The following is an 11,562-nucleotide window of genomic DNA, read 5'->3' as shown; positions in this document are numbered from 1 at the left end:
CAACGCGTAAGTTGATGACCTGCCCTTAACGACACGCCGGAGTTGATCCATGCGCATCGCCTTGCTGTCCGACATGCACCTGTCCGTCAATACGATCCCGTTTCCCGTCGTGGATGCCGATATTGTCGTGCTCGCCGGGGACATCGCCCGGCCGGCCAAGGCTATCGAGTGGGCCAGAGCCTGCCCGGTTCCACTGCTGTACGTGGCAGGCAATCACGAGTTTTATGGCAGTGACCTGGTCTCCACCTACGAACAGTTGAACAGCCTGACGCAAGGTACGCAGATCCACGTTCTGGAACGTTCGGAGTACGTCCACGACGGCGTGCGTTTTCTCGGCTGCACCTTGTGGTCTGACTATCGCCTTCTCGACGGCCCCGAGGACCGGGCGCTGGGCATCGATCTGGCGACCCGGCTGATTCGTGACTTCAGCCACATCAAGATCGCCCCCGATTTCCCTGACCTGTTCACGCCGGCCATTTCCCAGCTGGTGTTTCTGCAGACGGTCGCCTGGCTGGAAGACTGCTTCAAGCGCGACAGCAGCACACCCACGGTGGTGGTCTCTCATTTCGCCCCGACAAAATCGAGCATCAGCCCGACCTTTGCCGCTTCGCCGATCAACTCAAGCTTTGTCTCGGACCTCGAAGCGCGGATCAAGGACTGGCAGCCGGCACTGTGGCTGCATGGCCATACCCATGGCAGCTTTGATTATCGAGTGGGTAACACCCGCGTGATCTGCAACCCCCGGGGCTATGCCAAGAATGGCATCAATGAAAATCCTGATTTCGATGATGCCTTCGTGATCGATCTGGATCTGTGAAGCGACCCTCAAATCAACAGTTCCAGCGTATCGAACAGCTCGACATCTTCCGGCCGTGTCGACCGGGCGCGGCGGCGGATGACCTGGAACAGGCAGTCGACGAAGCATTGCCCGGCGACCCCCAACTGGGCATTGCGCGGGGTGACGATGCCGATGGTGTCGGTGGCGAAGGTTTCCGCCAGCGCCAGGCGCCCCACCCGTTCGCGGTAGCCCGGGATGGTGAGCATCGGCTCCGGGAAGTAACTGAGCATGTCTGTCTGCTCCACCAATGAAAGCGTCAACTGCGGTGAATGCGCGCGGTGGATGTGTTGCATATCGATCTGCGCACCGTGTTGCCAAAACAACTCGGTCATCAAACCTTCATGGCTGGCATCCGGGTAGTTGACCACCCAATCCTGATCCAGCAAATCGTGGATCGAGCGGCTGTCGCGCCGTGGATGCTCATGGCGGGCCACCACGGCCATGCGGTAAGACAGAATCTGCTCGCTGACGAACTCCGGGCGCGGCAGCAGTGATGACACCAACCCCACTGCAAACTCCATGGTGCCGTCGCGCAATCGCGGCAACGTCACCGCCATCAAGCCTTCGAAAATCTCCAGGCGTACCCGTGGCATGCGCTGGCGGAATAGCGTCACGACCTCGGGTAACAAGGTCATGCCCATCCACGGCGAAATGCCGAGGCGCAACTGCCCTTCGGCCTGGTCGCTCAGGTGTGCCAGTTCCAGTTGCGCGCGTTCGAGTTGGCTGAGCATCTGCCGCGCATGCTGCAACAGTGACTGCCCGTAGGTGGTCAGCACCACACCGCTGGCATTGCGCAACAGCAGTGGCAGGTTCAAGTGTTCCTCCAGCTCGCGCAACGCCTTGGCCACTGCCGTCTGCGACACCCCCAGTTGCCGCGCCGCCGCACGAATGCTGCCGCAGTCGGCAATCATCACCAGCGCCCGCAATTGATGCAGCTTCATCCCTTCCTCCTGATGCACCAGGGTGTAAACCAGCGGTTTTCAGCCCACCTTTTTTGCGACTGCCGCGACATTCGCCAACTCATTAGCATCACAGGGTATCAGTCCAACAGCCGAAAACGACCAATAAAAACGAGGAGAATCTGATGACCGATTTGCCCGCCCTGCCCGGCATTCGTGCACTCGAAGAAGAGATGATCGCCCTGCGCCGACACATCCACGCCCATCCGGAATTGAGCTTTGAAGAGTTCGCCACCGCTGACCTGGTGGCGAGCAAGCTCCAGGCCTGGGGTTACCAGGTACATCGCGGCCTGGGCGGCACCGGTGTGGTCGGGCTTTTGCGCCAAGGCTCCAGCGGCAAAACGATCGGCCTGCGCGCCGACATGGATGCGCTGCCGATCATCGAGCAGACCGGGTTGCCCTACTCCAGCCGCCACGAAGGCGTGATGCACGCCTGCGGTCACGACGGGCACACGGCGATGCTGCTGGCGGCCGCCCGTTACCTGGCCGAGAGCCGAGAGTTCGACGGCTCGCTGGTGGTGATTTTCCAGCCGGCCGAGGAAGGCGACGGCGGCGCTCGGCGCATGCTCGATGACGGTCTGTTCGAGCTGTTCCCCTGCGACGCGGTGTTCGCGATGCACAACATGCCAGGACTGCCGGTGGGCAAACTGGGCTTCCTCGCTGGTCCGTTCATGGCCTCGACCGACACCGTGACCATTCGGGTCGACGGCGTTGGCGGTCACGGCGCCATGCCGCACAAGGCCGTTGACCCGGTACTGGCCGGCTCGGCCATCGTCATGGCATTACAAAGCATTGTCTCGCGCAATGTCGCGCCGCTCGACACAGCGGTTGTGACCGTCGGCGCGTTCCACGCCGGGATTGCCGCCAACGTGATTCCCGATCACGCCGAGTTGCAGTTGAGCGTGCGTGCGCTCAAGGCGCAGGTGCGTGACGAGCTGATTGTACGGATCACCGCCGTGGCCGAGGCCCAGGCTACGAGTTTCGGCGCCCGCGCCAGGGTGACGGTCGACGAGGCGCAACGCTTCCCGGCTCTGTTGAATCATCCCGAAAGCACCGAGTTCGCCCGGCAAGTAGCGCTTGATTGGGTGGGCGAAGACGGCTTGATCGCGAACATGCAACCGCTGACCGGGAGTGAGGATTTCGCCGTGATGCTGGAGCGTTGCCCCGGTTGTTATTTGCTGATCGGCAACGGTGATGGCGAAGGCGGCTGCATGGTGCATAACCCCGGCTACGACTTCAACGATGACTGCCTGCCGACAGGTGCGAGCTACTGGGTGCGGCTGGTCGAGACCTTCCTGGCCTGACCTCATCCCTATCGCCCTCGTCTTCTGGAGTTCGTCAAATGTCCACTCCCGTCTCTACCGCCATGCCTGATACCGCTGCGACCCGGCAGCCGATTGGTGCGAAAGCCATCGCCGCCATCACCATCGGCTCCGGTCTCGAGTTCTACGATTTTTCCGTCTACAGCTTCTTCGCCACACTGATCGGTCGCCAGTTTTTCCCGGTCGAGAGCACGCTCGGGCAATTGCTGCTGTCCCTGGCGACCTTTGGTGTCGGTTTCGGCATGCGCCCCATCGGTGGCCTGGTACTCGGCGCCTATGCCGACCGGGTCGGGCGCAAACCGGCGATGATGCTCACCCTGTGGCTGATGGCGCTGGGTTCGCTGTTGTTCACCATCGCCCCCACCTATGCGCAGATCGGCGTCTTCGCACCGTTGATCATTGTGCTGGCACGCCTGATCCAGGGCTTCGCCATCGGCGGTGAGGTCGGTGCCTCTACGGCAATGCTGATGGAACACGCCGATGACAGAAGCCGCGGGTTCTACGGCAGTTGGCAGCTGTTCAGCCAGGGCTTGAGCTTTCTGCTCGGCGCACTGGTGGCCCTGGCACTGAGCTCGTCCCTGCCGCCCGAGGCGCTGGAGAGCTGGGGTTGGCGGGTGCCGTTTGCCCTCGGGATGCTGGTGATCCCGGTCGGCATTTATATCCGTCGTCACCTCAAGGAAACCGCCGCCGAACAAGGTCATGAAGCGTTCTCCAGCGTGCGGGTGATCTTCACCGGCTACCGTCGCCTGATCGTGACCGGGGTGCTGTTGGTGATCGGTAGCACCGCGTCCAGCTACATCGTGCTCGATTACATGACCAACTACACGGTCACGGTGCTGCACCTGCCGATGACCATGGGCACCACCGCCGCCTGCCTCGGCGCGCTGGTGCAGATCAGCCTGTCGATCTGGGCCGGCCGGCTCAGCGACCGTATCGGCCGGCGCCGCACCATCGCTCTGGGCAGTATCCCGATGCTGTTGCTGATCTATCCGGCGTTCATGCTGATGAACCAGTTCCCGACGCTCGGCATGCTGCTGGCCGTCTCGTTGGTCACCACCCTGTTGCTGGTGTTGATCACCGTGCCGACCCTGGTGTTGGTCACTGAACTGTTCCCAAGGGCGATTCGCGCCACCGGGTTATCGATCATCTATTGCCTGGGTGTCTCGGTGTTCGGCGGCTTCGCGCAGTTTTTCGCCACCGGTTTGATCGGCCTGACCGGCAATAACAACGCCCCGGCGCTGTATGTCATGGCGTGCCTGTGCCTGACCTTGATCGGGCTGGCGATGGTCAAGGAAACGGCCGGCAAGCCACTCGATTAGGCCGTTGTGACCATGACGGGCGTATGCGTCGGATTCTTTCAAACCGCGTATACGCCCAACGCCTTCAACAACACCGCGTATTGCATTTGCCCCGGCCAAAACGCGCTTCCTGGCGTTCGCGGAAAAACATCTCATAGCTCATGACTGGCTCGCCCGGACGGTTGCGGGCCATTTGTGCCACGTAGTTGTCGTACTCGGGAACGCCCACCATCAATCGGGCGCTCTGGCTGAACAATCTGGCGATCTGCTGCAGTTTGCTGAACATGACTGATCTCTCTGTATGCGTGGGACCTGGCCCATGAAACCGCGTTCATGTATCTGCACTGTGTCCACATCGGGCGCCTTTGTATTTTCATGTATCCAGGCTCGCACCCGATGGAACGCCGGCAACCCGCTACACTTTCTTCGCTCCGCCGCGGCACCAAAGCGGTCAAGACCCCTGACTTCTGATCTGGAGGTATCCCATGAGCGACAGCAGCGAACTCACCACCTTTACCGGCTGGGCCGCCACCGCAGCGGGCGCGCCACTGGAACGCTACAGCTACGATCCCGGTCCGTTGGGCAACGACGAGGTGGAAGTCGCCGTGGAATATTGCGGCGTCTGCCACTCCGACCAGTCGTTGATCGACAACGATTGGGGTATCAGCCACTACCCGTTTATCCCCGGCCATGAGGTGGTCGGCCGTATCGTGCGGCTGGGCGACCAGGTTCGCGGTCTGGAAATGGGGCAACGGGTGGGCATCGGTTGGTACAAGGGCAGTTGCATGCATTGCACCTCGTGCATCGAAGGTTCCCATAACCTGTGTCGCACCGTGCAACCGACCATCATCGGCAGCAACGGCGGCTTTGCCGACCGCATTCGTTCGCACTGGGCCTGGGCCCTGCCGATCCCGGCCGGACTCGATCCGGCAATGGCCGGGCCGCTGTTCTGCGCCGGTTCGACCGTGTTCAACCCGCTGTTGGAATTCGGTATCAAGCCCACTGACCGGGTCGGCGTGGTGGGTATTGGCGGTCTCGGTCACCTGGCGTTGCGTTTTCTCAACGCCTGGGGCTGCGAAGTCACGGCGTTCACCTCATCGCTGAGCAAGCAGGACGAAGCCAGGCGCCTGGGCGCACACAAGGTGGTCGCCTCGACCGATACCAATGCGCTCAATGCCATTGCCGGCACCCTGGATTTTCTGCTGGTCACCGCCAACGCCAACCTCGACTGGAGCGCCATGCTCGCCACCCTGCGCGGCAAGGGTCGCCTGCACTTTGTCGGCGTCGTGCCCGATGCCATACCGATGCACGTGTTCGAGCTGATTCCCCAGCAAAAAACCATGTCCGCCTCACCGGTCGGCTCGCCCGCCAACACCGCGACCATGCTGGAGTTCTGCGCACGCCACCAGATTGTGCCGCAGGTCGAGATGTTTCCCATGAGCCGCATCAACGAGGCCATCGATCACTTGCGCAGTGGCAAGGCGCGCTACCGCGTGGTGCTGGACGCCAGTCAGTGACCTTGTAGGAGCTGGCTTGTCGGGTCGCCGCATCGCAGCGATGGTCGTTAACGATAACGCGCGTGAGCTGGATAAACGCGGCGCATTTGAGTCCATCGCCGGCAAGCCGGCTCCTACAAATCCCCTCAGGGATTGGCTACCTGCGCAGGCGCCAATGGCATGTGCGGGTCATTCCAGGTGAACCGATAGGCTTTGCCGGCCTCTTGCGGCAGGCATTTGCCGTTATCGGCATCCGAGCCCACGATCGACCAGTTCGCCCGGGCGTTTTCCCCCAGCTCACGGGCCGCTTCTGGTTTGAAGCACTGGTTCAGTACGTCATCCGGCACCAATGCGTAGGCCTTGGGGTGTTCGCGCAGATACAGCGCGGCCTTTTCGATGGTCGAATTGTCCATGCCGAAATGCACGATCGGTTGCCGGGCGAACAACCAGTGCCCCTCCTCCCAGTTGACCAGCACCAGATCGGCGCCCCGGGTCATGGACGCCGCTTGGGTCATGAGCACCTGATCGACGTTGGTGCCGTCCTTGAGCGGTTCGATGAAGCCACGGGCGAACCACAACGCGAACCAGGTCGCCACCAATGCCGGGAACACCCGACGCATACGCGGGTTCCGTTTGAACCAGCGCCTGAGCAGCCACGGGATCAACGGCGCGGCGACCAGCACCAGCCCAGGCAGCGCCGGGTAGATGTACAACTTGCGCTTGCCTGTGCTGATGCAGAAAAACAGCACCACCAGCACCACCCAACCGAGCAACACCAAGACCCGGCCGTCGCGTTTTTGCAACTGACGGCGCCAGGCCGGCACCAGCCATGGCAGCACCAGCACCAGTGGTAGCCAATACTGCGGGATTACGTTGGTGAAGAAATACCAGAACGGTTCGCGGTGATGCCACGCGGCGGCATAGCGGCCCGCGGTCTGGCGCAGGAGGATCTCCCGTGCATAGGCAACTTCGTCCGCGCTGCCATTGAAGAGGATGGACAAGGCCAGGGGCAACAGCCAGATCGCGATGGCGCCAAGCATCAGCGCAAACCCGAGCAACCACTTGCGCGCCTCGCCCGGCATCGCCACCACACCGGGCCAGCCTTTGCGCACCCCATAGGCGTAGGGAATCAGCAACAGTGCCGGCAGGAAACCCACACCTTTGGTGATCACGCCAATGCCCATGGCCGCGCAGCCCGCGTAGAACCAGCGCCACGCAGGTCCCAGCAGCAGGTGCCGCGCCAGACCGTACAGGCCCAGGGAGGTGAACAGAATCAAGAAGCTGTCGATCTGACCGGTGCGCAGGATGCTGTAGGTCTGGTAGGTCGCCAGGTACAACAGCGCGGCGTTGCGCCCGGTACGCTGGGTCCACAGGCGACGGCCCAGGTCATAAACCATCGCCGTGACCGTCACCGCCGAAAACAGTCCCGGGATATAAAGCGCGATGTTGGGTTTGCCGGTCAGCCAGGTGAAGAACGCCACCGTCCACATGAAAATCGGTGGCTTGTCACCGTAGATCTCGGCGGCCCGGTGCGGGATCAGCCACGAGCCGTTCTGCAGCATCTCCAGCGCGACACCGAGGAAACGCTCCTCGTCCACATTCTGAGCCTGACGCAACCCCATGCCCGCGCCGATCAGCAACAGGGCAAGCAGCATCAGCCCCAGGCACTCGACCCTGGGCGACAACGATCTACGCATTGCTTATTCCTTTGCGCTTCTGCTTTTGGCAATCAATTGCAGGTTGCGAAAATAGACCAGGGAGCCAAACGCCTGCCCGACGATGAACACCGGGTCCTGGCGGTAAATGGCATAGGCGAGCAACAAGGTGCTGCCGACGATGCTCAGGTACCAGAAGTTGGTCGGGATCACGCTGCGTTTCTTGTACTCGCTGTACAACCACTGCAAAACAAACCGCCCGGTAAAGGCAGCCTGACCGGCAAAGCCGACCAGCAGCCACAGGGTTTCACGGGTCAGAATCATCCTTCGAGCTCCTGGGCCTTGGTGTTCAGGCGCGTGCGTTTGATCAGCCACCAGACGCCGATCAGGTCAAGAATGCCGACCAGCGCGCGGTCGAGGTTGCCGTATTTCGATACCCCGGCCGTGCGCGGACGGTGGTTGACCGGGTGCACGATCATGCGCCCGTTATGACGCTGGATCAGCGCCGGAATATAGCGATGCATGTGGTCGAAGTACGGCAGACGCAAGAACGCCGCGCGCTCGATCAGCTTCAGGCCACAACCGGTGTCCGGGGTGGCGTCCCTGAGCAGGCGCCGGCGCAGGTTGTTGGCGAACCGCGAGGCGTAGCGCTTGCTCGCGGTGTCACGGCGATTGACCCGGTGCCCGGCCACCAGTTGTACATCGACATTGCCCGGTTCGCCGCGCACCAGCGCCAGCATGCCGGGAATGTCCGCCGGGTCGTTCTGGCCGTCGCCATCGAGGGTCGCTAGCCACTGCCCGCGTGCCTCACGGGCCGCGTGGTACAGCGAGGTGCTCTGCCCCAGCGACCGCTCGTGATGCAGGATGCGCAAGGTGTTCAAGCCGTTTTGGCGGATCTGCCGCAGTTCCTGCAGGGTCGAATCGGTGCTGCCATCGTCGACCACGATGATTTCGTAAGCCTCATCGGCCAGCGCCACGCGGACTTCTTCAAGCAATGGCTTGAGGTTGTTCGCTTCGTTCTTGGCGGGAATCACTACGGATACAAAAATGTCTTGGCTCATGGGGTCTCTCTCGCCTTTTTTGATTGTTCGAGATCAGAGGCGAAGGCTTCAAATCTGATAGAACTGCCGATACCACTTCACGAATTCACCGACGCCGGTTTCCAGCGTCACCTGCGGGCTGAAGCCCACCCAATCGGCCAGCGCCGAGACATCGGCCCAGGTCTTGACCACGTCACCGGCCTGCATTGGCAAGTAGTTGCGCCGGGCCTGCAGGTCCAACGCTGATTCCAGGCACTCGACAAAATCCAGCAACGCCACCGGCATGCCGCGACCGATGTTGAAGAGCCGGTTGACCCCGGCGACAGAGCCTTCCGGCACCGGAGGCCTTGGCCGCAGTCGGGCGATCCCTTCGACAATGTCGTCGACAAAGGTGAAGTCGCGGTACATCTGCCCCTGGTTGTAGATGTCGATGGGCAGGCCTTTGAGGATGGCGTCGGTAAACTTGAACAGCGCCATATCCGGACGACCCCACGGGCCGTAGACGGTAAAGAAGCGCAGGCCACTGGCTTTCAGGCCATACAAATGGCAGTAACTTTCAGCCAGCAGTTCATTGGCGCGCTTGCTGGCGGCGTACAGCGAAACGGGATGATCGACAGGGTCCTCGACACTGAATGGCATCTTGCTGTTGGCGCCATACACCGAACTGCTCGAGGCGTAGATCAGGTGCTCGGGGCGATGGTGCCGACAGGCTTCCAGCACATTGAGGAAACCCACGAGGTTCGATTGCCCGTAGACATCCGGGTTGTCCAGCGAGTGGCGCACCCCGGCCTGGGCCGCCAGGTGCACCACCTCGGTAAAAGCGTGTTGTTGAAACAGGCTCATCAGGGCAGGTTTGTCGACGATGTCCATTTTCCGGAAGCGAAAACCCGGCAGAGTCTCCAGCACCTTGAGGCGTGCGTGCTTGAGTTCCACGTCGTAATAGTCGTTGAGGTTATCGATACCAACGACCTCCTGACCCTCGCGGCACAAGCGCTGGACCGTATGAAAGCCGATGAAACCGGCCGCACCGGTGACCAGTACGGTCATGGGAAACGCGCCGGCGACTGCGCCGCGATCGACGCGAGATGACTGATCCGGACCCTCGTCAACTTCATGTGTAGTCCCTGCTTATGGCTTCATTCGCGCACGGTTGCGTTATGAAGCTTATAAAACAGACACATTTCAGTTTGGATAACGCCTCGCGCCACCTCGAAAAAATAAAATATCCGGCCGAAAACACCGCGGTTATCTGGCCGATCCGCCATGGGGTTTGTAAAACCGGAACAAACCGATATCCACGGTCCTGATGTATTGCCTGGCCCAATCCGGCTTGACGGTACGATCATGGAAATACAGGGCACCCTGGGTGCGATCCGGCAGCTCCTTGTTCAGGGCCTTGCGCGCGATTTCCTTGGCCATCGCGTAAGGCACTTCTTCCTGGACCGAATCGGACTTACCGTCGCACCACCAGGAAAACTGGCAACTCTTGGTTTCCGAACCCTGCTTGACCACTTTGCACACCGTGTCCGGAAAGCCCTCGTGGCCCAGGCGATTCATGACCACGTTGGCCACCGCCTCCATGTCGGCGGCGTCCTTGCCCTTGGCTTCCCAGTAAATGGACCGGGCCAGGCAGGTGATCGCATCGTCCAGCGGCGCGGCGCCGGCCGGGTCAACGGCCTGGACTTCTGAAGGGGTAATGGCTTCTGCCTTGGGCGCTGGTGCCGGGTTGTTGCTCTCGGCGGCTTTCTGTTCCAACACCTCGGCCTTGTTCTCGGCCGATTCCTGTTTTTGTTCTTGATCCGTAGCGGATACCGGGCCGGCAAGCAACGTCAGGGCGAGGCAGGTGGCGATCCAGTCGAAGCGCATGGTCGGTGTCACATGGTGAGTGGTTCAATTGAGTCTAGTAGTGAAATGATTTCGCCCACCCCACTACACTCTGGATAAATCCGTTGTGTTAGATGGGCCAACTTCGCGCATCATGGGCGCAATCTGCTCAAGGGGGATTTTCATGGGTTTCATTTCATCCGCAATGCGTTTGGCCGGTGTATCACTGGGCCTGGTATTCGCCGCCAACGCCGTTGCGGCCGACGAAGCGCAATTGATCGAATCGATCAACGTCTACCGTAGCCAACCGCAGCGCTGCGCAGGCCAGGCTTCATCGGAACTGCCACCCCTGTCGGCCGACCCGCGCCTGGTGCTGACCGCCCCGAACATCGGTAATCTGCAGCAGGCCATGGTCACTGCCGGTTATCCCATGAAGAATGTGCAGGCCATCAGCCTGTCCGGGCCTCGCGATGCCGCCTCGGCGATGAAGGCGATTCAGGAGAGCTTTTGCCAGATCGTCCTCGACCCGCAATTCGTCGATGTCGGCGTCAGCCGCCAGGACCGTGAATGGCGCATCGTGGTCGCACGGCCGTTGTTGAGCGCACGCCTGGGCGACGCGCAGGCCGAAGGCCAGAAGCTGCTCACCGAACTCAACGCCGCACGCACCCGACCACGCCAATGCGGCGCGCAGTCCTTCGCCGCCGCGCCACCGCTGGCCTGGAACGCCACGCTGGCCACCGCCGCCGAAGGCAACGCCCGCTCCATGGCCAACAACAACTACTTCGATCACAAGGACCGCGATGGCCGCACCCCGGGCGACCGCGCGGAACTGGCCGGCTACGACTTCCAGCAGATCGGCGAAAACATCGCCGCCGGCCAAGACACCGCGCACAAGGTGGTCGAAGGCTGGCTGGCCAGCCCCGGCCATTGCGCCAACCTGATGAACCCACAGTTCCGCGAACTCGGCGCGGCTTACGCGACCGATCCGAAGAGCGATGCGGGGATTTACTGGACGGCGCTGTTTGGGGCGCAGTAATGACAAGACTCTGAATGTGTTGCGGACGGGCCATCCAACGGGGCACCTGCAGGGGCGATGCTTGCTCGCGAAGGACGTCAACGATAACGCGGGT

General features: G+C 61.6%; 12 protein-coding genes. 5 read left to right on the top strand and 7 right to left on the bottom strand.

Annotated features, from left to right (window positions below; all coding sequences use genetic code 11):
* Positions 1 to 49: 49 nt before the first annotated feature.
* On the top strand, positions 50 to 817 hold the full coding sequence (locus tag AC1RS8_RS10675; RefSeq protein WP_429521457.1) for a metallophosphoesterase: 768 nt from the start codon (positions 50 to 52) through the stop codon (positions 815 to 817).
* Positions 818 to 825: 8 nt separating this feature from the next.
* Here AC1RS8_RS10675 and AC1RS8_RS10670 read toward each other — a convergent pair whose 3' ends face one another.
* A complete protein-coding gene (locus tag AC1RS8_RS10670) occupies positions 826 to 1,779 on the bottom strand; it encodes a LysR family transcriptional regulator (protein WP_090456093.1) in 954 nt (317 codons plus the stop codon).
* A gap of 143 nt (positions 1,780 to 1,922) precedes the next feature.
* Between AC1RS8_RS10670 and AC1RS8_RS10665 the strand changes: the two genes are divergently transcribed.
* Both AC1RS8_RS10665 and AC1RS8_RS10660 read left to right on the top strand, forming a co-directional pair.
* Positions 1,923 to 3,101 carry a M20 aminoacylase family protein gene (locus AC1RS8_RS10665; protein WP_489338675.1) on the top strand — a complete coding sequence of 393 codons (1,179 nt, stop codon included), beginning with the start codon at positions 1,923 to 1,925 and terminating at the stop codon, positions 3,099 to 3,101.
* Between the two features lie 38 nt (positions 3,102 to 3,139).
* A complete protein-coding gene (locus AC1RS8_RS10660) occupies positions 3,140 to 4,438 on the top strand; it encodes an MFS transporter (protein WP_090456097.1) in 1,299 nt (432 codons plus the stop codon).
* Positions 4,439 to 4,502: 64 nt separating this feature from the next.
* Here AC1RS8_RS10660 and AC1RS8_RS10655 read toward each other — a convergent pair whose 3' ends face one another.
* Entirely contained in the window at positions 4,503 to 4,703 is a 201-nt protein-coding gene (locus tag AC1RS8_RS10655; RefSeq protein ID WP_090456099.1) for a YbdD/YjiX family protein, read from the bottom strand.
* A 199-nt stretch (positions 4,704 to 4,902) separates the two neighbouring features.
* Here AC1RS8_RS10655 and ahr point away from each other — a divergent pair, with 199 nt between their 5' ends.
* Positions 4,903 to 5,934 (top strand): NADPH-dependent aldehyde reductase Ahr, encoded by a 1,032-nt coding sequence (gene ahr / locus AC1RS8_RS10650; RefSeq protein ID WP_349736891.1) that lies wholly within the window; start codon positions 4,903 to 4,905, stop codon positions 5,932 to 5,934.
* A 125-nt stretch (positions 5,935 to 6,059) separates the two neighbouring features.
* Here the strand turns inward: ahr and AC1RS8_RS10645 are convergent, their stop codons facing one another.
* The 5 genes from AC1RS8_RS10645 to AC1RS8_RS10625 all read right to left on the bottom strand — a co-directional run bounded on the left by AC1RS8_RS10645 (position 6,060) and on the right by AC1RS8_RS10625 (position 10,474).
* Complete coding sequence (locus AC1RS8_RS10645; RefSeq protein ID WP_489338676.1) at positions 6,060 to 7,610, bottom strand: ArnT family glycosyltransferase; 1,551 nt, start codon at positions 7,608 to 7,610, stop codon at positions 6,060 to 6,062.
* Positions 7,611 to 7,613: 3 nt separating this feature from the next.
* Positions 7,614 to 7,892 (bottom strand): lipid-A-disaccharide synthase N-terminal domain-containing protein, encoded by a 279-nt coding sequence (locus tag AC1RS8_RS10640; protein ID WP_095945709.1) that lies wholly within the window; start codon positions 7,890 to 7,892, stop codon positions 7,614 to 7,616.
* Positions 7,889 to 8,629, bottom strand: coding sequence for a glycosyltransferase family 2 protein (locus tag AC1RS8_RS10635; RefSeq protein ID WP_493162575.1), 741 nt, complete (start codon positions 8,627 to 8,629; stop codon positions 7,889 to 7,891). Before AC1RS8_RS10635 ends, AC1RS8_RS10640 begins: the two co-directional genes overlap by 4 nt.
* A gap of 48 nt (positions 8,630 to 8,677) precedes the next feature.
* Positions 8,678 to 9,655 carry an NAD-dependent epimerase gene (locus tag AC1RS8_RS10630; RefSeq protein WP_489338678.1) on the bottom strand — a complete coding sequence of 326 codons (978 nt, stop codon included), beginning with the start codon at positions 9,653 to 9,655 and terminating at the stop codon, positions 8,678 to 8,680.
* Between the two features lie 198 nt (positions 9,656 to 9,853).
* Positions 9,854 to 10,474, bottom strand: a complete 621-nt coding sequence (locus AC1RS8_RS10625; RefSeq protein WP_154947611.1) for a cell wall hydrolase — start codon at positions 10,472 to 10,474, stop codon at positions 9,854 to 9,856.
* Between the two features lie 142 nt (positions 10,475 to 10,616).
* On the opposite strand from AC1RS8_RS10625, the gene AC1RS8_RS10620 reads away from it, so the two are divergent.
* Positions 10,617 to 11,468, top strand: coding sequence for a CAP domain-containing protein (locus tag AC1RS8_RS10620; RefSeq protein WP_489338679.1), 852 nt, complete (start codon positions 10,617 to 10,619; stop codon positions 11,466 to 11,468).
* The last annotated feature ends 94 nt before the right edge of the window (positions 11,469 to 11,562 follow it).

The organism is Pseudomonas sp. GW821-FHT12A04 (assembly GCF_058807755.1).
The sequence above is the reverse complement of the archived record's forward strand: the minus strand, read 5'-3'. Positions and strand labels throughout refer to the sequence as shown.

Coding starts and splice junctions, on each gene's coding strand:
- AC1RS8_RS10675 (WP_429521457.1), top strand. CDS start 50: ATGCGCATCGCCTTGCTGTCCGACATGCACCTGTCCGTCAATACGATC.
- AC1RS8_RS10670 (WP_090456093.1), bottom strand. CDS start 1,779: ATGAAGCTGCATCAATTGCGGGCGCTGGTGATGATTGCCGACTGCGGC.
- AC1RS8_RS10665 (WP_489338675.1), top strand. CDS start 1,923: ATGACCGATTTGCCCGCCCTGCCCGGCATTCGTGCACTCGAAGAAGAG.
- AC1RS8_RS10660 (WP_090456097.1), top strand. CDS start 3,140: ATGTCCACTCCCGTCTCTACCGCCATGCCTGATACCGCTGCGACCCGG.
- AC1RS8_RS10655 (WP_090456099.1), bottom strand. CDS start 4,703: ATGTTCAGCAAACTGCAGCAGATCGCCAGATTGTTCAGCCAGAGCGCC.
- ahr (WP_349736891.1), top strand. CDS start 4,903: ATGAGCGACAGCAGCGAACTCACCACCTTTACCGGCTGGGCCGCCACC.
- AC1RS8_RS10645 (WP_489338676.1), bottom strand. CDS start 7,610: ATGCGTAGATCGTTGTCGCCCAGGGTCGAGTGCCTGGGGCTGATGCTG.
- AC1RS8_RS10640 (WP_095945709.1), bottom strand. CDS start 7,892: ATGATTCTGACCCGTGAAACCCTGTGGCTGCTGGTCGGCTTTGCCGGT.
- AC1RS8_RS10635 (WP_493162575.1), bottom strand. CDS start 8,629: ATGAGCCAAGACATTTTTGTATCCGTAGTGATTCCCGCCAAGAACGAA.
- AC1RS8_RS10630 (WP_489338678.1), bottom strand. CDS start 9,655: ATGACCGTACTGGTCACCGGTGCGGCCGGTTTCATCGGCTTTCATACG.
- AC1RS8_RS10625 (WP_154947611.1), bottom strand. CDS start 10,474: ATGCGCTTCGACTGGATCGCCACCTGCCTCGCCCTGACGTTGCTTGCC.
- AC1RS8_RS10620 (WP_489338679.1), top strand. CDS start 10,617: ATGGGTTTCATTTCATCCGCAATGCGTTTGGCCGGTGTATCACTGGGC.